Annotated in this window: 25 protein-coding genes and 2 riboswitches; of the genes, 17 read left to right on the forward strand and 8 right to left on the reverse strand. The window is 70.1% G+C overall.

Translation table 11 applies throughout. The features are described 5' to 3' along the window. Window positions 1–10: 10 nt before the first annotated feature. A complete protein-coding gene (locus L3i22_RS01775) occupies window positions 11–2,380 on the forward strand; it encodes a glycoside hydrolase family 65 protein (protein ID WP_221325259.1) in 2,370 nt (789 codons plus the stop codon). 69 nt (window positions 2,381–2,449) lie between these two features. Here the strand turns inward: L3i22_RS01775 and L3i22_RS01780 are convergent, their stop codons facing one another. After that, window positions 2,450–3,484, reverse strand: coding sequence for a hypothetical protein (locus tag L3i22_RS01780; RefSeq protein WP_221325260.1), 1,035 nt, complete (start codon window positions 3,482–3,484; stop codon window positions 2,450–2,452). Window positions 3,485–3,487: 3 nt separating this feature from the next. Beyond that, a riboswitch (cyclic di-AMP (ydaO/yuaA leader) is annotated at window positions 3,488–3,621 on the reverse strand. Window positions 3,622–3,829: 208 nt separating this feature from the next. Further along, window positions 3,830–3,966, forward strand: a riboswitch (cyclic di-AMP (ydaO/yuaA leader). 5 nt (window positions 3,967–3,971) lie between these two features. On the opposite strand from L3i22_RS01780, the gene L3i22_RS01785 reads away from it, so the two are divergent. Further along, window positions 3,972–5,009, forward strand: a complete 1,038-nt coding sequence (locus tag L3i22_RS01785) for a hypothetical protein (RefSeq protein WP_221325261.1) — start codon at window positions 3,972–3,974, stop codon at window positions 5,007–5,009. Between the two features lie 59 nt (window positions 5,010–5,068). Here the strand turns inward: L3i22_RS01785 and L3i22_RS01790 are convergent, their stop codons facing one another. After that, on the reverse strand, window positions 5,069–5,842 hold the full coding sequence (locus L3i22_RS01790) for an ABC transporter ATP-binding protein (RefSeq protein ID WP_221325262.1): 774 nt from the start codon (window positions 5,840–5,842) through the stop codon (window positions 5,069–5,071). Then, on the reverse strand, window positions 5,835–6,731 hold the full coding sequence (locus tag L3i22_RS01795; RefSeq protein ID WP_221325263.1) for an ABC transporter permease: 897 nt from the start codon (window positions 6,729–6,731) through the stop codon (window positions 5,835–5,837). Before L3i22_RS01795 ends, L3i22_RS01790 begins: the two co-directional genes overlap by 8 nt. 187 nt (window positions 6,732–6,918) lie before the next feature. Between L3i22_RS01795 and L3i22_RS01800 the strand changes: the two genes are divergently transcribed. From L3i22_RS01800 to L3i22_RS01820, 5 genes are read left to right on the forward strand one after another with little or no spacing between them, the layout of a single operon-like run. After that, complete coding sequence (locus L3i22_RS01800) at window positions 6,919–7,524, forward strand: TetR/AcrR family transcriptional regulator (protein ID WP_255657879.1); 606 nt, start codon at window positions 6,919–6,921, stop codon at window positions 7,522–7,524. 54 nt (window positions 7,525–7,578) lie between these two features. Continuing rightward, window positions 7,579–7,941 (forward strand): Atu4866 domain-containing protein, encoded by a 363-nt coding sequence (locus L3i22_RS01805; RefSeq protein ID WP_221325264.1) that lies wholly within the window; start codon window positions 7,579–7,581, stop codon window positions 7,939–7,941. 25 nt (window positions 7,942–7,966) lie between these two features. Next, the gene (gene pnuC, locus L3i22_RS01810) at window positions 7,967–8,569 is read left to right on the forward strand and encodes a nicotinamide riboside transporter PnuC (RefSeq protein ID WP_221325265.1); all 603 of its coding nucleotides are present in this window, start codon (window positions 7,967–7,969) and stop codon (window positions 8,567–8,569) included. Further along, window positions 8,566–9,642 carry an AAA family ATPase gene (locus tag L3i22_RS01815; RefSeq protein ID WP_221325266.1) on the forward strand — a complete coding sequence of 359 codons (1,077 nt, stop codon included), beginning with the start codon at window positions 8,566–8,568 and terminating at the stop codon, window positions 9,640–9,642. Before pnuC ends, L3i22_RS01815 begins: the two co-directional genes overlap by 4 nt. 18 nt (window positions 9,643–9,660) lie before the next feature. Then, the gene (locus L3i22_RS01820; protein ID WP_221325267.1) at window positions 9,661–10,206 is read left to right on the forward strand and encodes a hypothetical protein; all 546 of its coding nucleotides are present in this window, start codon (window positions 9,661–9,663) and stop codon (window positions 10,204–10,206) included. Here the strand turns inward: L3i22_RS01820 and L3i22_RS01825 are convergent. Beyond that, window positions 10,194–11,828 carry an MFS transporter gene (locus L3i22_RS01825; RefSeq protein WP_221325268.1) on the reverse strand — a complete coding sequence of 545 codons (1,635 nt, stop codon included), beginning with the start codon at window positions 11,826–11,828 and terminating at the stop codon, window positions 10,194–10,196. The genes L3i22_RS01820 and L3i22_RS01825 overlap by 13 nt on opposite strands. Window positions 11,829–11,879: 51 nt before the next feature. Here L3i22_RS01825 and L3i22_RS01830 point away from each other — a divergent pair, with 51 nt between their 5' ends. Continuing rightward, entirely contained in the window at window positions 11,880–12,611 is a 732-nt protein-coding gene (locus L3i22_RS01830; RefSeq protein WP_221325269.1) for a TetR/AcrR family transcriptional regulator, read from the forward strand. A 111-nt stretch (window positions 12,612–12,722) separates the two neighbouring features. On the opposite strand, the gene L3i22_RS01835 is transcribed toward L3i22_RS01830, so the two are convergent. Both L3i22_RS01835 and L3i22_RS01840 read right to left on the reverse strand, forming a co-directional pair. Continuing rightward, a complete protein-coding gene (locus L3i22_RS01835) occupies window positions 12,723–13,121 on the reverse strand; it encodes a rhodanese-like domain-containing protein (protein ID WP_221325270.1) in 399 nt (132 codons plus the stop codon). Next, the gene (locus tag L3i22_RS01840; RefSeq protein WP_221325271.1) at window positions 13,118–13,588 is read right to left on the reverse strand and encodes a cysteine dioxygenase family protein; all 471 of its coding nucleotides are present in this window, start codon (window positions 13,586–13,588) and stop codon (window positions 13,118–13,120) included. Before L3i22_RS01840 ends, L3i22_RS01835 begins: the two co-directional genes overlap by 4 nt. A gap of 347 nt (window positions 13,589–13,935) precedes the next feature. Between L3i22_RS01840 and L3i22_RS01845 the strand changes: the two genes are divergently transcribed. From L3i22_RS01845 to L3i22_RS01860, 4 genes are all read left to right on the forward strand, one after another. Then, window positions 13,936–15,039 carry a neprosin family prolyl endopeptidase gene (locus tag L3i22_RS01845; RefSeq protein ID WP_255657880.1) on the forward strand — a complete coding sequence of 368 codons (1,104 nt, stop codon included), beginning with the start codon at window positions 13,936–13,938 and terminating at the stop codon, window positions 15,037–15,039. Window positions 15,040–15,189: 150 nt separating this feature from the next. Further along, window positions 15,190–15,726, forward strand: a complete 537-nt coding sequence (locus tag L3i22_RS01850; RefSeq protein ID WP_221325273.1) for a sigma-70 family RNA polymerase sigma factor — start codon at window positions 15,190–15,192, stop codon at window positions 15,724–15,726. Next, window positions 15,723–16,451 carry a zf-HC2 domain-containing protein gene (locus L3i22_RS01855; RefSeq protein ID WP_221325274.1) on the forward strand — a complete coding sequence of 243 codons (729 nt, stop codon included), beginning with the start codon at window positions 15,723–15,725 and terminating at the stop codon, window positions 16,449–16,451. Before L3i22_RS01850 ends, L3i22_RS01855 begins: the two co-directional genes overlap by 4 nt. Before the next feature lie 14 nt (window positions 16,452–16,465). Further along, window positions 16,466–17,509, forward strand: coding sequence for an LD-carboxypeptidase (locus tag L3i22_RS01860; RefSeq protein ID WP_221325275.1), 1,044 nt, complete (start codon window positions 16,466–16,468; stop codon window positions 17,507–17,509). Between the two features lie 294 nt (window positions 17,510–17,803). Here the strand turns inward: L3i22_RS01860 and L3i22_RS01865 are convergent, their stop codons facing one another. Further along, window positions 17,804–19,294, reverse strand: a complete 1,491-nt coding sequence (locus tag L3i22_RS01865) for a DHA2 family efflux MFS transporter permease subunit (protein ID WP_221325276.1) — start codon at window positions 19,292–19,294, stop codon at window positions 17,804–17,806. A gap of 37 nt (window positions 19,295–19,331) precedes the next feature. Further along, window positions 19,332–19,817 carry a response regulator transcription factor gene (locus tag L3i22_RS01870; protein WP_221325277.1) on the reverse strand — a complete coding sequence of 162 codons (486 nt, stop codon included), beginning with the start codon at window positions 19,815–19,817 and terminating at the stop codon, window positions 19,332–19,334. A 119-nt stretch (window positions 19,818–19,936) separates the two neighbouring features. Between L3i22_RS01870 and L3i22_RS01875 the strand changes: the two genes are divergently transcribed. The 5 genes from L3i22_RS01875 to L3i22_RS01895 all read left to right on the forward strand — a co-directional run bounded on the left by L3i22_RS01875 (window position 19,937) and on the right by L3i22_RS01895 (window position 25,791). Beyond that, on the forward strand, window positions 19,937–20,440 hold the full coding sequence (locus tag L3i22_RS01875; protein WP_221325278.1) for a GNAT family N-acetyltransferase: 504 nt from the start codon (window positions 19,937–19,939) through the stop codon (window positions 20,438–20,440). 19 nt (window positions 20,441–20,459) lie between these two features. Next, window positions 20,460–21,494: an NADPH:quinone reductase gene (locus L3i22_RS01880; RefSeq protein ID WP_221325279.1), complete on the forward strand. Its 1,035-nt coding sequence runs from the start codon at window positions 20,460–20,462 to the stop codon at window positions 21,492–21,494. Window positions 21,495–21,559: 65 nt separating this feature from the next. Beyond that, window positions 21,560–22,867, forward strand: a complete 1,308-nt coding sequence (locus L3i22_RS01885) for a sensor histidine kinase (protein ID WP_221325280.1) — start codon at window positions 21,560–21,562, stop codon at window positions 22,865–22,867. A gap of 12 nt (window positions 22,868–22,879) precedes the next feature. Continuing rightward, window positions 22,880–23,524, forward strand: coding sequence for a response regulator transcription factor (locus tag L3i22_RS01890; RefSeq protein WP_221325281.1), 645 nt, complete (start codon window positions 22,880–22,882; stop codon window positions 23,522–23,524). A gap of 71 nt (window positions 23,525–23,595) precedes the next feature. Next, window positions 23,596–25,791 carry an MMPL family transporter gene (locus L3i22_RS01895; protein WP_221325282.1) on the forward strand — a complete coding sequence of 732 codons (2,196 nt, stop codon included), beginning with the start codon at window positions 23,596–23,598 and terminating at the stop codon, window positions 25,789–25,791. The last annotated feature ends 34 nt before the right edge of the window (window positions 25,792–25,825 follow it).

Below are 25,825 nucleotides of genomic sequence, written 5' to 3' on the forward strand. Positions count from 1 at the left end.
AGGCACGACCGTGATCCGTGAACGGGCCTACCCCGTCGACCCCTGGCACATCCGGGAGACCCGGCTGGACCTGGACCTGCTGGCCCAGTCCGAGTCGGTGTTCGCTCTCTCGAACGGCCATATCGGGATACGCGGAAATCTGGACGAGGGCGAGCCGCACGGCCTGCCCGGGACCTATCTGAACTCGTTCTACGAGCTGCGGCCGCTGCCGCACGCCGAGGGTGGGTACGGATTCCCCGAGTCGGGCCAGACCATGGTCAACGTGACCAACGCGAAGCTGATGCGCCTGCTGGTCGACGACGAGCCGTTCGACGTCCGCTACGGCGAGCTCCGCTCGCACGAGCGGGTGCTCGACATGCGGGCCGGCACGCTGGAGCGGACCGTGGAGTGGGTCTCCCCGTCCGGGCAGGGCGTGCGGCTGCGCACGGTGCGCCTGGTCTCGTTCACCCAGCGGGCCGTGGTCGGCATGCTCTACGAGGTCGAGCCGCTGGACGGCGCGGCCCGGCTGATCCTGCAGTCCGAGCTGGTGGCGAACGAGCAGCTGCCGCCGAGCAGCAAGGACCCGCGGGTGGCGGCCGTGCTGGCCCAGCCGCTGCAGGCCGAGGAGATGCTGGAGCAGCGCTCCGGCGGCCTGCTGGTGCACCGCACCAAGGTCAGTGACCTGCGGATGGCCGCGGCCATGGAGCACCTGGTGGAGACGCCGGGCCGGCACGCGATCACCACCGAGGGGCACGGCGACTGGCTGCGTACCACGGTGGCCTGCCGCCTGGAGCCGGGGCAGAAGCTGCGCGTGGTCAAGCTGGCGGCCTACGGCTGGTCCAGCGTCCGCTCGCTGCCGGGCCTGCGGGACCAGGTCGGCGCGGCGCTGGCCAGCGCCCGCCTGGACGGCTGGGACGGCCTGGTCCAGCAGCAGCGGGAGTACCTGGACGCGTTCTGGGACCACTCCGACGTCCGCGTCGAGGGCGACCCGGAGGTGCAGCAGGCGGTCCGGTTCGGCCTGTTCCACACGCTGCAGGCCGGCGCCCGGGCGGAGAAGCGCCCGATCGGCTCCAAGGGCCTGACCGGGCCGGGGTACGACGGCCACACGTTCTGGGACGCCGAGACGTTCGTGCTCCCGGCGCTCACCTACACCCAGCCCTCGGCGGCGGCGGACGTGCTGCGCTGGCGGCACTCGACGCTCGACCTGGCCCGGGAGCGCGCCCAGACGCTGGGGCTGCAGGGCGCCGCGTTCCCGTGGCGGACCATCCGTGGCCAGGAGTGCTCCGGGTACTGGCCGGCCGGCACCGCGGGCTTCCACATCGCCGCGGACATCGCCGACGCGGTCCGGCGGTACGTGCAGGCCACCGGCGACCTCGACTTCGAGCGTGAGGTCGGCCTGGAGCTGCTGGTGGAGACGGCGCGGCTGTGGCGCTCGCTGGGTCATCACGACCGGCACGGGCGGTTCCACATCGACGGCGTCACCGGGCCGGACGAGTACACCGCGATCGTGAACGACAACATCTACACGAACCTGATGGCGCAGCAGAACTTCATGACCGCGGTGGACGCCTGCAAGCGGCACCCGGACCTGGCGCGCCGGTTCGGGGTCGACGACGAGGAGGCGGCCTCCTGGCGGGACGCGGCGGCGGCCGTGCACATCCCGTACGACAAGGAGCTCGGCGTCCATCAGCAGTGCGAGGGCTTCACCCGGCTCCAGGAGTGGGACTTCGAGAACACCCCGCCGGAGGGTTACCCGCTGCTGCTGAACTACCCGTACTTCGATCTGTACCGCAAGCAGGTGGTCAAGCAGGCCGACCTGGTGATGGCGATGTACATCCGCGGTGACGCGTTCACCCCGGAGGAGAAGGTCCGGAACTTCGCGTACTACGACGCGCGGACCGTCCGGGACTCGTCGCTCTCCGCCTGCATCCAGGCCGTGATGGCGGCCGAGACCGGGCACCTCGAGCTGGCCCACGACTATCTGGGCGAGGCCGCCCTGATGGACCTGCACGACCTGCACCAGAACGCGCGGGACGGCGTGCACGTGGCGTCGCTGGCCGGCTCGTGGATCGCGCTGGTCGCCGGCCTGGGCGGGATGCGGGACTTCAACGGCCAGCTGTCGTTCGCGCCGCGGCTGCCCAGCCGGATCAACAACCTGGACTTCTCGCTGCTCTGGCACGGCCTGCGCCTGCGGGTCAACGTCACCGCCGACGAGGTGACCTACTCCCTGCGCAACGGGGGCGGCTCGGCGCGGCTCACCCTGCTGCACCACGGCAAGGAGATCGAGGTCACCCAGGTGCGCCCGGTGTCCATGTCGATCCCGTCGGCCGGCCCGGTGGGCCCGGCGCCGACCCAGCCGGCCGGCCGCGCGCCGGTGCGGCGGGCCACGCCGCACCACTGATTCTCCGGTATCAACGAGAAAGCCCCCGGTCCGCGAAGGACCGGGGGCTTTTTCATGTTCGGTGCGGCGCTACAACAGGGACACGTGCACGTGGTCGGTGTGGTCACTCGGACCGTGGTACGCGTGCCAGTTGCCGGTCGCCGGGAACCAGATCTGTTTGTACCAGATCACGTAGTATATTCCGAGCCGGTCGGCGTTCCGGACCAGGAACGCGGTGAGGTCGTTCCCGTACCTCATCATGTCGTCGTTGTGCGCGACCGAGAAGCCACTCTTCTGCAGTGACCAGTCGCAGGCCCGGCCCTTGGGATGCTCGAACGGACCGCCGTTGCGATGGCAGCCGACGAATCTGTTGAAGCCGGCCTTCTTCACCTCCTGGTAGAGGTGCAGAGTCCGCTTGGTGATGCAGCCGTCGGTCGTCGGGTCGTCCTGGTTGCAGGACTCCGCGGAGAAGCCGCCGTCGGAGTTGCGCGGCGCCGGGGCCGCGACCTTGGAGACCGCGTCGACGAAGCCGTTCGTGATGGTCTTGTTGATGCCGGTGCCGCCGCCGAGCAGCTCGAGCTGGCCCTCGGCCGAGTCGTGCTGCTTCTGCTGGATGGTGAGCTGGGTGGTCTGGTTCTTCAGCTCGGCGTCCAGCTTGGTCTTGCTCTCGGTGATCGTGGTGAGAGCGGTGTTCAGCTCGTTCAGCTTCGCGTCGTGCAGCTTGTTGATCTCCTCCAGGGAGACCGCCTTCTCGATGAAGTCCGACGAGTTGTTCGCCTGGAGAAGGAAGCTCAGCGTGTTCAGCGTGCCGAACTCGTACTGCTGGCGGGCGATCGCGTTGACCTCCGGGATCAGCGCGTCACGGCGCTTCTCGGCGTCGGCGATCTGGGTGGCCAGCAGCTTCTGGTTCTTTTTCGAGGTGGCGACCGCGGCCTTGGCGTTCACGAACCGCCGGTTGGTCGCCTCGAGCTGATCGGAGAGGTCATCGCTCTCGTCCCCCTCCGCAGGGGTCGACGAGGTGCCGCTCGGAGCGGCGAGTGCCGGCGTGACCGGTGCCACGAATATCGTGGTGGCCACGAGCGGCGCCAGGGCAAGCAACAGCCACCGGCGGGGACGTGCGGTCATCAACAATCCTTCCTAGTCACCGCCGACCGAGTTAGCTGACGGGTTCGGGACGGAAGCTATCCCTACCGCGTAATGCGGATTCACCCCAACTACCTGGTTCCCCGGTTCGCCTTTCGACGATTGGGCGGCGGCCTGCCGGCAACTCGGGGGCGGTGCCGTCCTGGCAGGACCGGCGGCCAGTTTACCTGAGATATCACTCGGCATCAGGGTCAGGAAAACCACCAAAGCCGTTACCTTCCGACGACGTTCCGTAATGGCGTGACGACTCGTGACCGGGCCGTTGCAATAAGTGTGAGAACTGTCGATTCCTCGATCGAGTGGGTATGGTCGGTTCCGGTTCCCGCCCGGGAACCGCCGCCTAATCGCAACAACCAGCGAGCCGGGGATCCACATTTCTTCCGGGGTGAATCCGCGTCAGCGGTAGGGATTTCCTTCGTCCCGAACCCGTCAGCTAACCCGGCCGGCGGCCGACGGAAGGAAGCAGCCAGTGCAGCAAGTGACTGCGCGGCGACGATGGGTGGCCGTTCTCGCGCTGCTGGTCGCCGCAAGCGGGATCGCCGGTGTCGGCACACCGGCGGCCGCGGCACCCCGGCCCCTTGCCGCCCCCGGGGAGTCCGGTGACGACGGTGAGGGCGGTACCAAGTCCCTGCTCGACAAACTCGACGAGGCCTCCAAGGGTTACGTCACCGCCAAGACCAAGTTGCAGACGTCCAAGACGCAGCAGACCAAGCTCGCCGCCGCCCTCAAGCAGTTGGACGCGGCGATCGGTCCGCAGCAGGACTCGCTCAACAAGTACGCCGCGCAGGCGTACGCGATGGGCCGGCTCGGACCGCTGAGCGCGCTGCTCACCGCGGACTCCTCGGCCGGCTTCCTGGACCGCGCCCAGCTGCTGACCACCGTGGCCGAGCGGCAGAACCAGGCGATCTCCGACCTGCGGACCACCCGGGAGAATCAGGGCAAGGCCAAGACGGCGATCGACGCGACGATCATCGAGCAGCAGCGTCAGGTCAACGTGATGGCCAAGAAGAAGATCCAGGCCGAGCAGGCCCTGAAGGACGCGAACCAGGGCTCCGACTCGGGTGGCTCGGGTGACTCCTCCGGCAGCAGTTCCAACGCCGACCAGCCGTCCGGCAGCCTCTCCGGCGGGTGCACCGAGGACGACCCGACCACCACCGGCTGCATCACTCCGCGTCTGCTGTACGCGATGAAGCAGGCGCAGAAGGCCGGTTTCACCCGGTACGTCGCCTGCTTCCGGCACCAGAACAGCGGGGAGCACCCGAAGGGCCGGGCCTGTGACTTCGCCGCCGACAAGAGCGGTTTCGGCGGGGTGGCCACCGGTGCCAGCAAGACCTACGGCACGAACCTGGCGAACTACTTCATCCACAACTCGGACACGCTCGGCGTGCTCTACGTGATCTGGTTCAAACGGATCTGGCTGCCGAGCAGTGGGTGGAAGTCGTACAGCGGGGCCGGCGGGACACCGTCGACCGACCACACGAACCACGTACATCTGTCGGTGACCTAGCCGTTGACTCCACAAAAAGAGCCCCGGGCCACTGGCCCGGGGCTCTTTTTCGACGATGCCTACTTCTGCATGTACGCCTCGTACTGCTGGAGGATCTCCTCGGTCGGCCCGTCGCCGCGGATCAGGCCGGACTCCAGCCAGATGACCCGCTCGCAGGTGTCCCGGATCGACTGCTCGCTGTGGCTGACCAGGAACACCGTGCCGGCCTCCTCGCGCAGCTCGCGAACCCGCTCCTCGCTGCGGCGGCGGAACTTCGCGTCACCGGTACCGAGCGCCTCGTCGATCAGCAGCACGTCGTGCTTCTTGGCCGCGGCGATCGAGAAGCGCAGCCGGGCCTGCATGCCGGACGAGTACGTCCGCATCGGGAGCGAGGCGAAGTCGCCGCGCTCGTTGATGCCCGAGAACGCGATGATCTCGTCTTTCTTCTGCTTCACGTCGGCCGGCGACATGCCCATGGCCAGGCAGCCGAGCTCGACGTTGCGCTCGCCGGGCAGGTCGTTCATCAGCGCGGCGTTGACGCCGAGCAGCGACGGCTGGCCGGCCGCGTAGATCGCGCCCTTGGACACCGGCAGCAGGCCGGCGACCGCGCGCAGCAGGGTCGACTTGCCCGAGCCGTTGCTGCCGATCAGGCCGATCGCCTCGCCCTTGTAGGCCACGAAGCTGACGCCCTTGACCGCGTGCACCTCGCGCACATTGGCCGAGTTGGTCTTGGTGACCAGCCGCTTGAAAGCCGAGAGCGGGCTGGTCTGGTTCGCGCCGATCGCCCCGACGATCTTGTACGTGATGTGGGCGTCGTCGCAGATGACGGTCGGTTCGCGTTCGATGTCAGCCACGGCCGTAAACCTTTTCTCCGCGCCAGAAGTAGAGGAAGCCGCCGACGCTCACGATCGCGGTCCAGATGACGGCCTCGGTCCACAGCAGGCCGGGGGTGCCGGCCAGCTTGACGTCCTCCATCAGCGAGTGCCGGAACAGCTCGATGAAGACCAGCATCGGGTTCGCCTCGATCAGGTGAAGCTTCCAGCCGTGCAGGTGGTCGGTGAAGCGGGTCACCGGGTAGAGGACGGCCGAGCCGTACATCCAGAAACGCATGATGAACGGGATCAGCTGCTTGATGTCCCGCAGCTTCGAGCCGAGCCGCGCGAAGAACAGGGCCAGCCCGGTGTTGAAGAGGGCCAGCAGGAACATCGCCGGGAGGATCAGCAGCCACTCGACGTTGATCGGCTCGCCGGACATCAGGACGATGACGAGCAGCACGCACATGGCGGTGATGAAGTTGCGGATCTCCACGAGGGCGACCGACAGTGGCAGGCTGCCCCGCGGGAAGTGCAGCGCCCGGATGATGCCCAGGTTCGCCGTGATCGCGTTCGCGCCCTGGCCCACCACCTGCTGGGTGAATCCGAAGACGAAAACACCGATGCAGAGGTACGCGATGAAGTTGCCGGCGCCGGCACCGGTCCCGATGATGACGCCGAAGATGATGTAGTAGACCAGCGCGTTCATGATCGGCGTGACGACCTGCCACAACGTGCCCAGGTTCGTGCTGCCGAGCTGTGAGGTGGTCTTCGCCTTGGCGTGGGCCGTGATGAAGTGCCGGTAGCCCCAGAGCTGACCGGCGTACTCCAACGGGCTGGCAAGTCGCCCGGAAGAGGCAAGGCCGTGCCGCTGCGCCAACTCCTTGAGGGGAGTGGCAGGAGCGGTTTCGGCAACCGCTGTCTCTGGCATGGGGTGGTGCTCCGATCTCGTCTGCCGGTACGAGGCTGCGGACTCCCGTGTTTCGCCGTCTGGCACAACAAGAAGCATGACAGGCGTCCGCTGACGCCGATGGTACGGGTTCGTATCGACGTCGAGGCAAAGGTATCCGACGTGGCGGCGGAACGCAACCGTTACGTCGTAGCGCTATAGTTACCCCGTGGCGACAGTGAAGCGCGCACCGGCTGGAGCGGCGGTGCTCCGAAATGACATCACCGTGGCGATTCGTAACGCGGTCATGAGCGAACTCGCGGAGGTCGGTTACGGCCGGCTCTCGATCGAGGCCGTGGCCCGCCGTGCCGGGGTCGGCAAGACGGCGATCTACCGGCGGTGGAGCAACAAGCTGGAGATGGTACTCGAGATCATCACCGATGTCGCCGGACGGAAGGTGCCGGTGCCCGATACCGGCAGCTTCGCCAGCGATCTCGACCTGTTGATGATGATCGTCAGCCGAGCGCTGCAGCACCGGGTCGCATCGCAGATCATCCCGGACCTGATGGCCGAGGCCGCGCGGAACCCGCAGATCGCCGAGACGCTGCAACGGGTGCTGCGCATCCACCAGCAGTCGGTGGGGGAGAAGCTGGTCGGCCAGGCGATCGCGCGCGGTGAGCTGCCCGAGGGCACCGATCCGGAGGTCGCGGTCGACCTGATCCTGGGTCCGCTGTACTGGCGGCTCGCGGTGTCCAGGCAGTCGGTCAGCGACGACTACCTGGAGAAGCTGGCGGCCGCGGTGCTGGGCTCGCTGAAGAGCGGTGCGGCTACGTAGAAGCAACTCAGGGTTTCCTGGCGCCGGCCGACGTGCGCGCCGAACGAGAGGGTCATGCACTCCAGCCCTCCGCACGTCGACACCACCGTCCTGGACGCCACCGCGATGCTCGCGATCGCGATGGGCCGCGCCGCCGAGAACGGCCTCGGTGCGGCTCCGTCGCGCCCGTCCGTGGTGACCAGCGCCGCCGTGGTCGGCGCCTGGCGCAGCCCGGACGGGACGGTCAAGCTCCAGCTGCGGACCGACGGGACGTACGCCGGGGAGGTCGCCGGCCGGCGCAAGCGCCCGCACGGGACGTACCGGATCGACGGCGACGCGGTCCTGCTCCAGGACGATGCGTCCGGGCTGCGCACCCCGGTCGTCCTGCTGCACGAGGGCGAGCTGGAGATGGCCGGGCACCGGCTGCTCCCCGAATAGTCGCAAGATCGGCGATGCTGTCACCGTGATCGATTGGTTGAACAGCACCGCGCTGACCGTCTTCGGGGTCGGCACCACCTGGGCCGAGGTCCTCGGCTTCGTCACCGGTCTGCTCAACGTCTGGTTGCTGATCCGGCAGCACGTCCTGAACTGGCCGCTCGGCATTCTCAACGTCCTGCTGCTGATGGTGGTGTTCGGCACGGCCGGGCTCTACGCGGACATGGGCCTGCAGGTGGTCTACGTGATTCTCGGCCTGTACGGCTGGTGGGCCTGGCTTTACGGCGGCGCGGGCCGGAGCGAGCTGGTGGTCCGGACCACCACGCGCGCCGAGTGGCTGGGCCTGGCGGTGGCCGGGGTGCTGCTCACCGGCGGGCTGTGGCTCTTCCTGGACCGGATGACCGGCTCGACGGTGCCGCTCGCGGACGCGCTGACCACGGCGTTGTCGCTGCTGGCGACGTACGGCCAGACCCGCAAGCTGGTGGAGAGCTGGTGGCTGTGGATCGCGGGGGACCTGATCTACATCCCGCTCTACGGCTACAAGGATCTCTGGCTCACCGCGATCCTCTATGTGGCCTTCCTCACTCTGTGCGTGCTGGGTCTGCGCGCCTGGCGGAAGGCGATCGGGTGACGTACCGGCACGGTCTGATCGTCGGGAAGTTCTACCCGCCGCACGCCGGCCATCACGCCCTGATCGAGGCGGCCGCGCGGGTCTGCGAGCGGGTGACCGTGGTGGTCGCGCCGTCGTCCCGGGAGAGCATCCCGCTGCCCCGGCGGCTGGAGTGGCTGCGGGAGGCGCACCAGCCGCACGTCCGGTTCGTCGGGGTGCACGACGACCACCCGATCGACTACGCCGACCCGGCGGTCTGGGACCTGCACGTGGCCGTCTTCCGGGCCGCGGCCGGGCCGGAGCCGGTGGACGCGGTGTTCTCCTCCGAGGCGTACGGCGCCGAGCTGGCCCGCCGCTTCCACGCCGAGTCCGTGCTGGTCGACCTCGGGCGCGAGCGGGTCCCGGTCTCCGGCACCGCGATCCGCGCCGACCCGGTCGCGCACTGGGCGCACCTCGGCCCGGGCGCGCGGGCCTGGCTGGCCCGCCGGGTGGTCGTGGTCGGCGCCGAGTCGACCGGCACCACCACCATGGCCCGCGCGCTGGCCCGGCACTACCGGACCCGGGGTGGGGTGTGGGCGGCGACCGGCTGGGCGCCGGAGTTCGGCCGTGAGCTGACCGAGCGCAAGCTCGCCGAGCTGCGGCGCGGCCGCCCGGACGCGACCGTCTTCGACGTCACCTGGGACCGGGACGACTTCGTGACCGTCGCCGTCGAGCAGGCCGCGGCCGAGGACGCGCTGGCCCGGGCCGGCTCGCCGGTGGTGTTCGGCGACACCGACGCGTTCGCCACCACCATCTGGGAGGAGCGCTACCTGGGCAGCACCTCGGCGAAGGTCCGCGAGCTGGTCCGCGACCCCGACCTGTACCTGCTGACCGCCGACGCCGGGGTGCCGTTCGAGGACGACGGGCTGCGCGACGGCGAGCACCTGCGGCAGTGGATGACCGGGCGGTTCCGGGCCGAGCTGGCCGGGCGCGGGGTGCCGTGGATCGAGCTGACCGGCGGGTACCGGGAGCGGCTGCGGAGGGCGATCCGGGCGGTCGACGATCTGCTCGCCGCCGGGTGGCGATTCACGCCGCCGCTAAGTCATTCGGGGTGATCGGCCGAATCGTGAGGTATGCGACACGTCAGGTTGATCGCGGCGACGGTGTGCGTGCTGATGGCCGGTGGATGCGGCGGCACGACCAAGGTCGAGACGGTCGCGACCCCCACCCCGGGGAGCACCTGGCAACTGCTCATCTCGGGTAGCGCGGTGCCCACCCCGACACCGCCGCCGTTCAGTGCCCGGCCCGGGATCAGCGCCGCCACACTGTCCGGGTCGCCGAACCCCAGCTGCAGCAAGCTCTTCACGCAGAGCGAGGCGGTGCTGATCCCGGTGGACGTCACGCCGATCACCGGCGGTTTCACGGTGGAGTGGCCCCGGATGTACGACTCGAACTACCGGGTCACCGCGGTGCCGCAGCGGCTGGTCAGCGGTCCCCAGCCGGAGCCGCCCTGGAAGGACGTCCCGGCCGGGAAGGGCTGCACGGTCAGCACCACGATCACCGGACTGATCTCGGGCGCGGCCTACATCGTCTGGCTGGACGCGCCGAACACCGGTTACGAGCTGGACGGCACCCGCCACCTGTACAGCGGGCGCTCGGGGGTGGTCTACCCCAAGTGATCGTCTTCCGGCTTGCCCTGGCGGGGCAGCAGGAAGGTCAGACCAAAAGCGGAGAAGAGCAAGAGCAGAGCGACCCCCGCCGTACGGACGGTGGTGTCCTCGAACCCCGCGCGAACCTGCTCCGCCGCGTAGGCCCCGAGCTCCGGGGACGCCGCGACCGGCGACTGGCAGGACGGCGGCACCACGTCCGGGTTCTCCTCGGCGACCCGATCGGTCAGGCAGGCCCGCAGCCCGGCGACCACGGCCGGCGGGGTGCCGGCCGGCAGTGTCGCGGACGACGTGTCCACGTGGTGCCCGACCGCGCCCGGCAGCAGCGCGAAGAAGATCGTGCCCAGCACCGCGATCCCGAACGCCCCGCCGAGCTGCTGCACCGACGTGATCGCCCCGGACGCCGACCCGCTCTCCTCGTCGTCCACCCCGGCCAGCACGATGCCGAAGAACGGCGCCATCGCCAGGCCCATCCCGACGCCGAGCAGCAGCATCGCCGGGATCAGGCGCCAGGGCGTGATGGCCGCCCCGGCCAGGTGCACGGTGCCGGCGAGGACCACGGTCCCGGCGATCATCACCAGGGTGCCGAGCTGGAGCAGCTTGCGGCCGAGCTTCTCGGCCAGGCCGGCGCCGGCCACGATGAAGCCGGCCACCATGCCGAGCGCCTGCGGCAGCGTGCTCAGGCCGGCCTTGAGCGGTGCATAGCCCAGCCCGATCTGCAGGTAGAAGGTGAAGATCAGGCCGGTGCCGATCAGCGACGCGAAGAACATCAGGCCCAGGGCCAGGCCACCGGTGAACGCCCGCTTGCGGAACAGGCTCGGGGTGACCAGCGGGTCGAGGCCACGCTTGTCCCGCCACCCCTCGTACGCCGCGAACAGCCCGAACGCGAGCACGCCGAGCGCCAGCATGCCGAACGTCCAGGCCGGCCAGCCCAACTCCCGGCCCTGCACCAGCGGGTAGAGCAGCAGGAACGCGCCGCCGGCGGCGAACAGCACGCCGAGCCCGTCGAGCCGCGGCGCCCGTTCCAGGCGGGACTCGGGCAGGAACCGGAGCGCGCCGAACACCGCGAAGATGCCCAGCGGCAGGTTGATGAAGAAGATCACCCGCCAGCCGGCGCCGAAGTAGTCCGCGTCGACCAGCCAGCCGGCCAGGATCGGGCCGCCCACCGAGGAGAGGCCCATCACCGGCCCGAACGCGCCGAACGCCTTGGCCCGCTCGGCCGGCCCGAACATCTCGCGCAGCATGCCCAGGCCCTGCGGCAGCATCAGCGCGCCGAACAGGCCCTGCACCGCGCGGGCGGCGACCAGGAAACCGGCCGCCGGGGCGAGCGCGCAGGCCAGCGACGCGAGGGTGAAGCCGGCCGCGCCGATCAGGAACATCCGCCGCCGGCCGTAGATGTCGCCCAGGCGGCCGCCGGTGAGCAGGCCGATGGCCATGGCCAGCGTGTACGCCGCGCCGAGCCACTGGATCAAGCTGTACGACCCACCGAGCTCGGACCGGATGACCGGGCCGGCGATCGTGGTGACCAGCGAGTCGAGCAGGTCCATCACCTCGACCGCGAGGATCACGAAGAGGGCGACCCACCGATAGCGGTAGGGCGCCACCTGTTGTTCTTGAACACTGTTCGTTGCCACGAACACTGTTTTATTAGCGAACAGCGTTCATGTCAACTAAATTAGAGCGCGATGAAGACCTCCCCCTGGCAACCGCTTCCGGACCGGCGACCCGGCCGGGTGCAGCTCGACCGCGAGCAGATCATCGACGCCGCCCTGCGGATCAGCGATGCGGAAGGCGTCGACGCGGTCAGCACGCGCCGGGTCGCCGCCGAGTTCGGCACCGGCCCGTCCAGCCTCTACGCCCACGTGTCCAACAAGGACGAACTGCTCCGGCTGATGTTCGACCGGGTCTGTGGCGAGATCGAGCTGCCGCCGCAGGAGCCGGCGCGGTGGGCGGCGCAGGTCAAGCACCTGATGCTGGCGACGCACGTGATCCTTCGGGAGCACAACGACCTGGCCCGGGTCGCGCTCGCCTCGATCCCGAACGGCCCGAACGCGCTGCGGACCTCGGAGTGGATGTTCAGCCTGCTGATCAAGAGTGGGATGCCGCCGCGGTACAGCGCCTGGGCGATCGAGCGGATCTTCCTGTACGTCACCGCGGACGCCTACGAGAACTCGATCTGGCGTGCCCAGATGCGTCACCTGAAGCTGACCGAGGCGCAGGCGGAGCAGCACGTCAAGACGGAGCTGAAGGAGCACTTCGCGGAGCTGCCGGACGACCGGTTCCCGTATCTCCGGGCCCATCCGGACGCGATGACCTCGGGGACCGTCCAGGAGCGCTTCGAGTGGGGTCTCGACCTGCTGATCGCGGGGTTGACCGGGTTTTTGAAACCGCAACCACCCGCGGACGTCGCCCTGTAGGGCCTCGCGTTCTGGGCGCCCCGCGCCCTTGCGGGGCCCGGAAGGGTCCCCGCGGGAGCGACGATCAGTTATTGGCCGCAGCGTAGGCAATGAAGAACTTGAATTTGATCTTCAGTCCAGGGTCGGCAGGCCGGCTTCCCGCCAGGCCTTGAAGCCGCCGGCCAGGTCGGTCGCCCGGTGCAGGCCGAGGTCCTGCAGCGCGGCCGCGGCCAGGCTGCTGGTGTAGCCCTCCTGGCAGGTGATGATCACCGCGAGGTCGTAGCTGTTCGCGAACGGCAGGCGGGCGTCGCTGCGCGGGTCGAGGCGCCACTCCAGCACGTTGCGCTCGATGATCAGCGCGCCCGGGATCTCGCCGTGCTCGGCGCGCTGGGCGGCCGGGCGGATGTCGATCAGGATCGCGCCGTCGCGGATCGCCGCGGCGGTCGCCAGGGGACCGAGCCGGTCGAGCCGGGCGCGGGCCTGGTCGAGGATCTCGCTGATGCTCCGGGCGCCGGGCGGAGCCGCGGTCACCACTGCGAGCCGGCCTTGTCGACGGTGACGACCTCGAGGCCGGCCGGGCTCAGCCGGTACTTGGTCATCACGGTCAGCGCGGGGCCGTAGACGTGCACGCTGATCGCCGGGTCGGTGCCACGGTTCACGATCCGGTGCACGTGGTGCTCGCCGAAGCGGCGGCCGGCGCCCTCGCCGAGATCGCGCGTGACGACGCGGGGCGACGCGGCCGGGCCGCCCACGGTGTCCTCGGTGAGCACGCCGCTGAAGACGTGGAACGCGCCCGCCGAGCCGCCGTGGTCGTGCAGCTCGGTCTGCTGCCCGGGGAGCCAGGTGAGCAGCCACACCTCGTAGTCGTCGGTGGCCGCCAGCCGGTGATACCACCGGTCCACCGGGTCGAACCGGGGCGGAACCACCCACCCTTCCGGCGCATCGGCGAATTGCCGGGCGATGGCGAGGTGGTCGAGTCGGAGGGCGGTGGCTGACATGCGTTCTCCTCGGCGAGGGCATATATAACCTATCGGCAAGATAGGTTTTACCACAGAAGTGGATCGCGCGTGAAGCTTTCCCGGATCCGGCTCGTCCCCCGAAAGAGGCTTTACCGAGTTTGCCTCTTTCGTGGCGGAGTGCGAAAATCGGCTGTCCGCAATGACGTGACCACGCTGGGTTGAACAAAGTGGTCGTTGCGTCACCGGAATGGCCGATGGCCTCATCCGTTCCGGCAGAGTTCCTGGTCAGCTCGTCCCTAGGCAATTGAGAAAGCTATATGGTGAGGCGCGCCGCCGAAGCCTGGTGTGCACTCCCCTCACTCCCCCCGATGAACGAGGACGGACACGTGTTGAAGTCACGCCGCGGTCTGCTCGCCGCCGGCCTCGCCGTCGCGGTGATCGGTGCGATCGGAGTCGTCTCCACCCTCAACGCGGGGGCCGAGCAGATTCCGGGCGCGACCGCCGAAGCCTCCGCCGCGGCCGAGCCGGCCCTGCAGCCGCCGGCCGAGCTTCCGTGGGGCGCCAGGCCGCAGCGGGTCAAGCGCGGCAAGACCGGCACCAGCAGCAAGTCGCTCAAGGCGGCCGGGCTCAGCGTGGCCGGCGACACGAACCAGGCCGACGACGAGTTCGCGCCGAAGGGCCGCAGCAACAAGTCGACCTTCCTGCGGACCGCGAAGACCAACGTGGTCCCGCCGGAGCCGTCGGGCGTGCCGTCCCCGTCGGCGAGCAGCGACTCCGGGACAGTCAACTTCCTCTACAACGTCGGTGCGCAGTCGGCCGTCTCGGACGGCGCCTACGTCAACCTGACGGTCAACAAGCCGAAGCTCGCGAAAGAGGACTACCACACCCTCGCCGAGCTGGCCGTGCAGTCCGCGGACGGCAACCAGATCGTCGAGGTCGGGTGGAACGTCGACCGGGTGGTCAACGGTGACGACGACCCGCACCTGTTCGTCTACCACTGGGTGAACCGGCAGACGTCCTGCTACAACGGCTGCGGCTACGTGCAGTACAGCAAGACCGTGTTCCCCGGCGACACCCTCGCGGTGGACCAGCAGCGGCGGTTCGGGATCCAGTACTTCAACGACGCCTGGTGGATCGCGTTCGACACCGAGTGGGTCGGCTACTTCCCGGCCAAGCTCTGGGGCGACGTGTCGTTCGCCAAGACCGGCCTGGTCCAGGTCTTCGGCGAGGTGGCCGCGTCCTCCGACAAGCCGTGCACGGAGATGGGCAACGGCAAGAAGTCCGACGACACCACGTCGGCCCGGATCGGCAGCGTGGCCTACCTGAACGGGCCGGACCCGAGCGTCACGGTGCGCAGCACCAGCGACTACTACTCGGTGAACCAGCTGAGTGCCCGGACCTTCCGGTACGGCGGGCCCGGCGCGTGCGGCACCACCACGCCGACGCCGACCCCGACGATCACCGCGAGCGCGACCACCGCGGCCAAGTAGTAGATCCACTTCACGCAAACGTCGATGCCCGGTCCCTCGTAAGGGGCCGGGCATCGACGTTTTCCGGTTTCTTGCCCCCACCGTGAACCGGATCGCATGCCACGATGTACATCCGGGTGGCCGGGCGGAACCCGAGGGGAGCTGGCGCCGATGAAGCGACGGGTGAGCCCCGACGAGCAACTGATGACCGCGCTCTACACGGAACACTATGCAGTTCTGATCAACTTCGTCTCGAGATACGTCTCCGATCGGCACAAGGCCGAGGACCTGGTCCAGGAGACGTTGTTACGGGCGTGGAAGCACATCGACCACCTCGACCCGGAACCCGGGCGAACCAGGTCGTACCTGCTCACCATCGCTCGTAACGTGGTGACCAACGCGTGGCGGGCGGAACAGCGCCGGCCCCGGCTGGTCTCCGACGAGACCGCGGTCAACTCCGTGCCGTCGGCGGACAATGTGGATCAAATGGTGGAGGGCTGGCTGGTCGCGGAAGCGCTGGAACGGCTGTCCCCGGAACATCGGGCGGTGATACAGGCGATGTACTACGAGGGGCAGAGCGTGGCTGACGCGGCGCGACGGCTCTCGGTGCCGGAGGGCACGGTGAAATCGCGCGCCTACTACGCGGTTCGCGCGCTCCGCGCCGTATTCGAGGAGATGGGCATGCTCCGGAGCGGGGGTGTGTCATGAGCGATCTCGACGAGCACGACAGCCTGCACCGTCTGTTGGGTGGCTATCTGCTGGGCGGGCTGGACGAGGCGGACACCGACAAGCTCGACGCGCACCTGCACGACTGCGCCGAGTGCCGGGCGGAACTGGACCGGCTCGCACCGGTACCGGAGATGCTGCAGCACCTGCCGGATGCCCGGCACATGGGCGGCGACTTACCACCGCTCACGGTCGCGCCGACCGCGCGGCCGAGTCCGCAGAACATCGAGAGTCTGCTCGGCCGGATGCGGGCGGAGAAGACCAGGGAGACCCGGGTCAGCCGGACGCGCTGGCTGGTCGCGGCGTCGGTGGCGGTGATCGCGGCCGGGGCGATCGGCTACGGCGTGATCATCAACAACAACACCGGCGGCGACGGTACGACGCAGACCCCGCCCGTCGCGGCGCAGAGCGTCGTCGCGAACTTCCGGGCCGAGGCCGGCAGTGCCATGGGCGGTCAGGCGACCCTGGTCAAGAAGGCGTGGGGCGCCCAGGTCTCCCTGAACATGACCGGCATGTCGGGCAAGGCGCCGTTCTACTGCATCGTCAAACGCGCCGACGGCAAACAGGAACAGGCGGCGGTCTGGGGCGAGACGCCCGAGCACACCGCCAAGGTCGACGGGTCCAGCTCGTTCCCGGCGGCCGACGTGAAGAGCATCGTGATCACCGACGCCGACGGAAAAGTGCTCGGCAGCGCGACGGTGACCTGAGCAGAATCGGGGGCATGTCACCGCACATGCCCCCGAAGCCGCGTCCCGGCGACCGGGTTGCCGTGCTCTCCCCGGCCTTCGCCGCGCCCGGCCTCTTCCCGGAGCGTCACGAGCAGGCGCTCCGCCGGATCCGCGACGAGTTGGGGCTGGACCCGGTGGAGTTCCCGACCACCCGGCAGCTCGGCGCTCCCGCGGCCGACCGGGCCGCCGACCTGATGGCGGCCTGGGCCGACCCGACGATCCGGGCGGTGTTCGCCACGATCGGCGGCGACGACCAGATCACCGTGCTGCCGCACCTCGACCCGGCGGTGTTCCGCGCCGACCCGAAGCCGTTCTTCGGGTTCTCGGACAACACCAACCTGCTGAACTGGCTGTGGGGGCACGGGCTCGGGGCCTACCACGGCGGGTCGACGATGATGCACCTCGCGCGCGGCGGCGGGATCCAGGCGGTGCACCTGGCCTCGCTGCGGGCCGCTCTCTTCGACGGCGGTGACCTGGTCATCGCGCCGGTCCCCGCGTTCAGCGAGGAGGAGACGGACTGGGCTTCCGCTTCTGCGATGACGCCGCCTTTGGTGCCCAGCCCCGGCCACTTCTGGCACCTCGGTTCCCGATCAGAATCGGTCGTTACCGGGCCGAGCTGGGGCGGCAATCTGGAGATTCTGCACTGGAATCTGGCGGCTGATCGCTGGATCCGGCCGGTCGAGGACTATGCCGGGTGCGTGCTCCTGCTGGAGACGTCCGAGGAGATGCCGCCGGGCGAGGAGGTCTTCCGGATGCTCCGGAACTTCGGCGAGCGGGGGTTGTTGCGGCAGTTCCCGGCGGTTCTGGTCGGCACCGCCAAGGCGACGGTCTTCACCAGCCCGCGCCCGGTGGCGGAGCGCCGGCAGTACCGCGACGAGCAGCGGGAGGCGATCCTGCGGGCCTTCGCGGTCTACCACCCGTCGGCGATGATCGTCTTCGGGGTCGATTTCGGTCACACCGATCCGCAGTATGTCCTCCCCTACGGCGGCCGGATCACGGTCGACGGGCCGGCCGAGAAGATCACCGCGCACTTCTAAGTTCAAGATCTTCTTTGCCTCGGCTGCGGCCAATAACTGATCGTCGCTCCCGCGGGGACCCTTCCGGGCCTCGCAAGGGCGCGGGGCGCCCAGAACGCGAGACCCTCCAGGGCGACGTCCGAGGGTGGTTGCGCTTTACCCCAAACCCCAACCCGGTGATCCCGACCTTCGTCGTGCACGCTGCGGTCAGCACCGTCGGACCGCAGCCGCTGACCGTGACCGGAACTGATCGCCTCCCGTGGGGGAGCGCCCCCCAGGGGAGGCTACGACGACAGTGTGAGGGCTGGTGGGTGGCTACGGCTGGGTCTGGACCTGGGTCTGGGGGTCGGGGTGCGGCTGGGGGTGGACCGGGGGTGAGGCCGGGTCGCAGAAGGAGCGGTTGGGGGTGGGCTTCGGCGGCAGGCGGGTGGGGATCACGGCGAAGGCGGTCAGAGCGCCGGCCCCCATCAGGGCGGCGCAGATCAGCATGGCGTGCTGGTAGACCGGGTGGAGCTGGGTGGACTCGGTGAGGGAGCCCGAGCCCAGGCCGGCGGCCAGCGGCAGGACCGCGACCGAGAGCAGGCCGGCCGCCCGGGCCACCGCGTTGTTGACCCCCGAGGCGATGCCGGCGTGCGCGTCGTCCAGAGCACCGAGCGCGGTGGCGGTGAGCGGGGCGACCAGCAGCGCCAGCCCGAGGCCGAAGAGGATGACCGCGGGCAGGACCCGGGTCAGGTAGGGCGCGTGCGGCCCGATCGTCGACATCAGCACCAGGGCGGCGCCGCAGAGCAGCGGGCCGACGGTCATCGGGATGCGTGGCCCGATCCGCTGGCCGAGGGCGCCGCCGCGGGCCGAGAGCAGCAGCATGATCACCGTCACCGGGAGCATGGCCAGGCCCGCGGTGATCGCCGAATAGCCCGCCACCACCTGCAGGTTGACCACGACCAGGAAGAACACGCCACCGTTCGCCGCGTAGACCAGGAAGGTCACCAGGTTGGCGCCGGTGAAGGAGCGGTGCCGGAAGATCTCCGGCGGCACCATCGGGTGCGGCGAGCGCATCTCGGCGAGGACGAACGCGGTCATCCCCAGCACGCCGATGAGCAGCGGGATCAGCACGACCGGCGAGCCCGCGCCGTGCGCCGGCCAGGCGGTGAACCCGTAGGTCAGGCCGCCCAGCCCGGCCGCCCCGAAGAGCAGCCCGGCCAGGTCGAAGCTGCGGGCGGCGCCCGGGTCGCGGGACTCCGGCACGTGGCGGGCGGCCACCCAGAGGACCAGCGCCGCGACCGGCACGTTGATCAGGAACAGGAACCGCCAGCTGCCGATCTCCAGCAGCCAGCCGCCGAGGAACGGCCCGAGCGCCCCACCGACGCCGCCGAGCCCGGACCAGGCGCCGATCGCCTTGGCCCGATCGTCCGGCACGAAGGAGGCCTCCAGGATGGCGAGCGCGCCCGGGGTGAGCAGCGCGCCGCCGATGCCCTGCAGCACCCGGGCGGCGATCAGCAGCTCGATGTTCGGGGCGAGGCCGCAGAGCAGCGAGGCCAGCGCGAACCAGGTGACGCCGGCCATGAAGACCCGCTTGCGGCCGAGCCGGTCGCCGAGCGAGCCGCCGACCAGGATCAGGGCGGCGAGGGAGAGCGCGTAGCCGTTGATCGTCCACTGCAGGCCCGCCGCGGAGGCGCCCAGGTTCCGCCCCAGCTCGGGGAGGGCCAGGTTGACCACCGTGGCGTCGACGAACGCCAGGCTGGAGCCGAGCACGGTGGCCAGCAACACCAGACGTCCGGCGTTGGTGCCGTACCGAACCGGATTCATGCGCCGACCCTACGCCGCGTCCGGTGTCAGCCAGGTGTCAAGCCGAGTGTCGTATCTGGATCTCTTCGTAACGAGTGGGCGGTGCCGTCGGGCGTACGTGCCGGGCGGCGGCCAGTGCGGCCCGGGCCGCGGCCGACGAGCGGATCATCCCGGTGCCCGGGCGGCGCAGCAGGTCGCCGAGTCGGGCCACCAACTCGTCGCGGGCGAACGGCTTGCAGAGGTAGTCGTCGGCCCCGGCGTGCAGGGCGTCGGTGACCCGTTCGTGGTGCACGTCCGCGCTGACCACCATGATCGGTAAGGACTCCAGGGCCGGATCGTCGCGTATTCGGCGACACAGCTCGATGCCGGACGGACCGGGCATCCGCACGTCGATCAGGGCCGCGTCGACGCCGCCGCGGGCCAGCACCTGGAGCGCGCTGTCGGCGTCGTCGGCGGTGACGACCTGGTAGCCGAAGCGGCGCAGGGCGAGCGAGAGCAGATCCCGGTGGTCGGCCTCGTCGTCGGCGATCAGAACGGTGAACACGCGGGCCTCCAGAGTGCGGGCAGCGACGGGCCTACTCCTGTTCGGCAACTGGGTGGAGCCGCTGAGCCGTTGCGGGTTTGAATCAGCGGACCGGATCGGCGTATCGAGCAGGAGGACAAATGATCAGAACGGCGCGTGCGGACGACATTCCCGAGATGCAGCGCATCGAGGTCGAAGCGGGCCGGATGTTCCTGACACTGGACATGGGGCTGGTCGCGGGGGACGAGCCGTTGAGCACCGCCGAGCTGCTCGACTATCAGCGGGACGGGCGGGCCTGGGTGGTCGCGGACGCGGCGGATCGGCCCATCGCGTACGCAATCGCGCTTTTTGCCGACCGCGTGGCGCACCTTGAGCAGGTTTCCGTGCACCCCGCCTGCGCCGGCCGAAGGCTCGGCGCGGATCTGGTCGAGCGCGTCGCCGGATGGGCCCGGGAGCAGGGCTCACCGGCGCTGACCCTGACCACGTTCGCCGACGTCCCGTGGAACGCGCCGTACTACGAGCGCCTCGGCTTCCGGCGGCTGGCCGACGACGAGATCACCCCGGAGCTGCGCGCGATCCGTGCCGAGGAGGCCGCCCACGGCCTGGACCGATGGCCCCGTCTCGCCATGCGTCGCGAGCTCTGACAGGCCATAGGGTGAGGGAATGCGCGCTGCCGTCTACACCGAGTCCGGTTCCGCCTCCGAGGTCCTCAAGATTGTCGACCATGAGTTGCCGCTGACCGCCGCGGACGAGGTGCGGGTCCGGATCGTGCTGTCGGCGGTGAACCCGACCGACACCGGCACCCGAGCCGGGCGCGGCGTGCCGGACGGGGTGGCGCCCCCGCGGGTGCCGAACCAGGACGGCGCCGGCGTGGTCGACTCGCTCGGCGAGGGCGTCGGCGACCTGGAGCCGGGGGACCGGGTCTGGGTCTGGGACGCCGGCTTCGGCCGGGCGAACGGCACCGCCCAGGAGTACGTGGTGCTGCCCCGCCGCCAGGTCGTCCGGATGAACGACGACGTCCCGTTCGAGGTCGGCGCGGCGCTGGGCATCCCGGCGCTGACCGCGCACCGCTGCCTGACCGTGGCCAGCGACGGCCCGGCCCGGTTGGGGCCGGGCGCCCTGGAGGGGCGGACGGTGCTGGTCGCGGGCGGCGCGGGCGCGGTCGGCAACGCCGCGATCCAGCTCGCCAAGTGGGCCGGCGCGACCGTGCTGACCACGGTGAGCGGCAAGGACAAGGGCGTGCTGGCGAGCGCGGCCGGCGCCGACCTGGTGATTGACTATCGCGAGGAGGACGTGGCCGCCCGGATCCGGGAGTTCAGCGAGACCGGGCCGAACGTGATCGTCGAGGTCAACACCGACAACCTGGAGCTCGACCTGGACGTGATCGCGCCGGGCGGCAACATCGCGATCTACGTCGGCGGCAAGTTCAGCGTGCCGAGCTTCCAGGCGATGCTGAAGAACGCCAGCCTGGACTTCGTGCTGACCTACACCACCACGCCGGCGGAGAAGGACGACGCGGTGGCCGCGGTCGCCGACGCGGCGAACTCGGGCGCGTTCCGGGTCGGCGCCGAGCACGGCCTGCCGATCCTCCGCTTCCCGCTGGACGGGGACGGGGTGGCGCGGGCACACGAAGCCGTCGAGAATCACGCGGTCGGCAAGGTCGTGATCGAGGTGACCAGCCCGGGTTGGTCGGGTTAACCCTACTGCCGGCCGGGCGGTCCGCAGGATCGGAACGGCGGGCTCCGATGCCTAGCGTGGAGGACATGACAATCTCGTACGCCGATGCTCCGGCCACCACCCCCGCCCCGGCCCGGCGATACCTGCGTCAGCTGGGCGTCGACACGCAGTATGTGCTGCTCGGCTTCCCGATCGGGCTGATCACGCTGGTGCTCTGCATCGCCGGGTTCGCGATCGGGGTCAGCACCGCGATCATCTGGATCGGCCTGCCGCTGCTGGCCGGCGCGCTCGCGATGTCCCGCGGGTTCGCGCATCTGGAACGGCTGCGGATCGGGCCGGTGCTGCGCCGGCGGATCCCACATCCGCACTATCGCTCGTCCCGGGCGAAGAGCTGGGTCGGCCGGATGTTCAGCCCACTCGCCGACGGTCAGTCCTGGTTGGACCTGGTGCACGGGATCTTCCGGTTCATCCCGAGCACGATCGCGTTCTGCTTCGTCTTCACCTGGTGGACCGGGGTGCTGAGCGGCCTCACGTACGCGCTGTGGGACTGGGCGCTCCCGCACACGCCGGACAACCAGGAGCTGCCCGAGCTGCTCGGCTTCCAGGACACCGCCCTCGTCCGGATCACCTTCTACCTGCTGATGGGCCTGTTCTTCGCGATCACGCTGATCCCGGTGGTGCGCGGCTCGGCGCTGCTCGAGGCGCAGTTCGCCCGAGGCCTGCTCAGCGGGGTCGACGAGCTGCGCCAGCAGGTGGCCGACGCGAACGCCGCCCGGGACACCGCGCTGGGCCAGAAGGCGGCCGCCGTCTCGGCCGAGGCCACCGCGCTGCGCAGGCTGGAGCGGGACATCCACGACGGCCCGCAGCAGCGGCTGGTCCGGCTCGCCATGGACCTGGGCCGTGCCGAGCAGCAGTTCGCCTCCGACCCGGAGGCGGCCCGGGCGACCGTCGCCGAGGCGCTCAGCCAGACCCGGGAGACGCTCGACGAGCTGCGCGCCCTGTCCCGCGGGATCGCCCCGCCGATCCTGGTGGACCGGGGCCTGCAGGCGGCGCTGACCGCGCTGGCCGGCCGCTGCACCGTCCCGGTCGACCTGGACGCCCCGTTCTTCGAGCGGATGGACCCGTCGGTCGAGTCGACGGCGTACTTCGTGGTCGCCGAGGCCCTGACCAACGTCGCCAAGCACAGCCACGCCAGCGAGGTGCAGGTCAGCGTCCAGCGGATCGCCACCGGCCTGCTGGTGACCGTCTCGGACGACGGGGTGGGCGGCGCGAGTCTGGCCAAGGGGCACGGCCTGGCCGGCCTGGACGACCGGGTCACGGCGGCCGGCGGGGTGCTGGCCGTGGACAGCGCCGAGGGAGAGGGAACCCGGCTGACGGCGGCGCTGCCACTCTGACAGAGTGGCCGCATGCGAGTGGTAATCGCCGATGACGCGGTCCTGTTGCGCGAGGGACTGATCCGGCTTGTCGAGGAGAACGGCCACACCGTGGTGGCGGCCGTCGGCGACGGGCCATCCCTGGTCGAGGCGGTCGTCGAGCATCGTCCGGACGTCTCGATCGTGGACGTCCGGATGCCGCCGTCGCACACCGACGAGGGCCTGCGGGCGGCGGTGGAGGCGCGCAGCCGGGTCCCGGGCACGCCGATCCTGGTGCTCTCGCAGTACGTCGAGGTCTCGTACGCCGATGACCTGCTGGCCGATCGCCGAGGGGCGGTCGGCTATCTGCTCAAGGACCGGGTGTCGCTGGTCGCCGACTTCCTGGACGGCCTGCGCCGGGTCGCCGACGGCGGGACCGTGCTCGACCCCGAGGTGGTCGGCCAGTTGCTGGTCCGGCGCCGGCGGGACGATCCGCTGCGCAGCCTGACCCCGCGCGAGCGCGAGGTGCTGGGCCTGATGGCGGAGGGCATGTCGAACACCGCGGTGGCCCGCAAGATGGTGGTCACCGAGGGCGCGGTGGAGAAGCACGTGCGCAACATCTTCACCAAGCTCGACCTCCACCAGGACGAGGAGCAGCACCGACGCGTCCTGGCGGTGCTGGCCTACCTACAGACGTAGGGTTATCCCCACCCCGGTTCGGGGGCTCGCCGGATTCATGATGATCTCCGTGATCCATAGCGTTCTCAGGCATGGAACACAGGGGGAAAGTCAAGGGAATCGCGCCTCGCGTCGCGATCTGGAGCGCCCGGCACCGGGTGCTCGCGATCCTGGGGTGGATCGCTTTCGTGGCCGCCGCCACCGTCCTCAGCGGCATGGTGGGCACCCTCGCGGCGTCCAACGCCGACCAGGGCAACGGTGACTCCGGCCGGGCCGAGAAGATCGTCGAGGGGGCGGGCTTCCCGAAGCAGCCGGCCGGCGAGATGGTGCTGATCCAGAACCGGGCCGGCACCGACCGGGTCGCCGCCGGCACCGAGATCACCCGGACGCTGTCGGCGCTGAGCGACGTCACCGACGTGCAGAAGCCGATCCAGTCACCGGACGGGCGCTCCACGCTGATCACGTTCAGCGTCAAGGGTGACGCGGAGACCGCGAAGGACCGGGTCGGCCCGGCGCTGGACGCGGTGGCGAAGGTGCAGGCCGCGCATCCGGACCTGCTCATCGCCGAGGGCGGCGACGCCAGTGGCGACAAGCTGATCGGCGACGAGCTGGACGCCGGCCTCGCCCGGCTGTCGATGCTCTCCATCCCGGTCACGCTCGGCATCCTGCTGGTGGCGTTCGGCGCGGTGGTGGCCGCGCTGCTCCCGGTCGGCCTGGCGGTGACCGCGGTGATCGCGGCGATCGGGCTGATGGCCGGGTTCAGCCGGCTGGCTCCGACGGTCGACGCGACCTCGCACGTGATGCTGCTGGTCGGGCTCGCGGTCGGGGTCGACTACTGCCTGTTCTACATCCGCCGGGAGCGGGACGAGCGCCGCAACGGGGCTGATCCGCACCGGGCCCTGATGATCGCCGCGCAGACCTCGGGCCGGTCGATCTGGGTCTCCGGCCTCACCGTGATCGTGGCGATGGCCGGCATGTTCCTGACCCACGACACCACGTTCGTCAGCTTCGGCCTGGGCACCATCCTGGTGGTCACCACCGCGGTGCTGGGCTCGCTGACCGTGCTGCCGGCCCTGCTGTCGGCGCTCGGCGACCGGGTCGACGCGATCAAGATCCCGGGGCTCTACCGGCGCCGCAGCGACGGCCGGTTCTGGCCCGCGCTGCTCAAGGTGGTCCTGGCCAAGCCGCTGATCTCGGCGCTGGTCGCGGTGGCGGCACTGGGCGCGCTGGCGGCGCCGGCGCTGGACCTGAAGACCAAGGCGGAGAGCATCCAGGACCTGCCGCCGGACGCCCCGATCGTGCAGGCGCTGAAGGCGATCAACGAGGCGTTCCCGAGCAAGACCACGCCGGCCCGGGTGGTCGTCGAGAGCTCCTCGGTCAAGGGTGACGGGTTCCAGCAGGCGCTCACCAAGTTCCGCGCCGAGGCGAAGGCGAGCGGCCAGCTCGTCGAGCCGATCGACATCGAGATCAACCCCGCCGGGACGGTCGCGGTGGTCTCCGTGGGCCTGGTGGGCAAGGGCGACGACAGTACGGCGACGGCCGCCCTGGACACCCTGCGCGGCCGGATCGTGCCGGCCACGTTCGGCGCGCTGCCCGGCGCGACCGCGCTGGTCTCCGGCGACACCGCGGCGAACGCCGACTTCAACAAACAGCTCGACGACAGCCTGCCCTGGGTGTTCGGCTTCGTGCTCGGGCTGGCGTTCCTGCTCCTGCTGGTGTCGTTCCGGTCGGTCGTGGTCGCGATCACCGGCGTGGTGCTCAACCTGCTCTCCGTCGCCGCCGCCTACGGCATGCTGGTCTACGTCTTCCAGTACGGGCACTTCGAGAAGCAGCTCGACTTCGTCTCCAGCGGTGGGATCACCAACTGGATGCCGCTGTTCCTCTTCGTGATCCTGTTCGGTCTCTCGATGGACTACCACGTCTTCGTGCTCAGCCGGATCCGCGAGGGTCACGACCGGGGCCTGAGCACGCGGGACGCGGTCCGCGAGGGCGTCGGCCGGACGGCCGGCGTGATCACCAGCGCGGCCGTGGTGATGGTGGCGGTGTTCGGCCTGTTCGCGACGCTCCCGCTGAACTCGACCAAGCAGCTCGGCGTCGGGCTGGCGGCGGCGGTGCTGCTGGACGCGACGATCGTCCGGGCGGTGCTGCTCCCGGCCGTGATGGCGATGCTCGGTAAGGCGAACTGGTGGCTGCCCCGGTGGCTGGGCTGGCTGCCGGAGATCGCCCACGACGTGGAGCCGGAGGTCGAGCCGGTGGTCATGCGGCGTCCGCTGACTCCGGTCGGCTGAGGTCCGCGGTTCGGTCCGGGCGCGCTTCGCGTCC

It is taken from the genome of Actinoplanes sp. L3-i22, from assembly GCF_019704555.1.
GTDB lineage: Bacteria > Actinomycetota > Actinomycetes > Mycobacteriales > Micromonosporaceae > Actinoplanes.

Coding starts and splice junctions, on each gene's coding strand:
- L3i22_RS01880 (WP_221325279.1), top strand. CDS start 20,460: ATGCGCGCTGCCGTCTACACCGAGTCCGGTTCCGCCTCCGAGGTCCTC.
- L3i22_RS01860 (WP_221325275.1), top strand. CDS start 16,466: ATGTCACCGCACATGCCCCCGAAGCCGCGTCCCGGCGACCGGGTTGCC.
- L3i22_RS01840 (WP_221325271.1), bottom strand. CDS start 13,588: ATGTCAGCCACCGCCCTCCGACTCGACCACCTCGCCATCGCCCGGCAA.
- L3i22_RS01805 (WP_221325264.1), top strand. CDS start 7,579: ATGCACTCCAGCCCTCCGCACGTCGACACCACCGTCCTGGACGCCACC.
- L3i22_RS01820 (WP_221325267.1), top strand. CDS start 9,661: ATGCGACACGTCAGGTTGATCGCGGCGACGGTGTGCGTGCTGATGGCC.
- L3i22_RS01875 (WP_221325278.1), top strand. CDS start 19,937: ATGATCAGAACGGCGCGTGCGGACGACATTCCCGAGATGCAGCGCATC.
- L3i22_RS01885 (WP_221325280.1), top strand. CDS start 21,560: ATGACAATCTCGTACGCCGATGCTCCGGCCACCACCCCCGCCCCGGCC.
- L3i22_RS01895 (WP_221325282.1), top strand. CDS start 23,596: ATGGAACACAGGGGGAAAGTCAAGGGAATCGCGCCTCGCGTCGCGATC.
- L3i22_RS01890 (WP_221325281.1), top strand. CDS start 22,880: ATGCGAGTGGTAATCGCCGATGACGCGGTCCTGTTGCGCGAGGGACTG.
- L3i22_RS01865 (WP_221325276.1), bottom strand. CDS start 19,294: ATGAATCCGGTTCGGTACGGCACCAACGCCGGACGTCTGGTGTTGCTG.
- L3i22_RS01780 (WP_221325260.1), bottom strand. CDS start 3,484: ATGACCGCACGTCCCCGCCGGTGGCTGTTGCTTGCCCTGGCGCCGCTC.
- L3i22_RS01830 (WP_221325269.1), top strand. CDS start 11,880: ATGAAGACCTCCCCCTGGCAACCGCTTCCGGACCGGCGACCCGGCCGG.
- L3i22_RS01850 (WP_221325273.1), top strand. CDS start 15,190: ATGAAGCGACGGGTGAGCCCCGACGAGCAACTGATGACCGCGCTCTAC.
- L3i22_RS01795 (WP_221325263.1), bottom strand. CDS start 6,731: ATGCCAGAGACAGCGGTTGCCGAAACCGCTCCTGCCACTCCCCTCAAG.
- L3i22_RS01855 (WP_221325274.1), top strand. CDS start 15,723: ATGAGCGATCTCGACGAGCACGACAGCCTGCACCGTCTGTTGGGTGGC.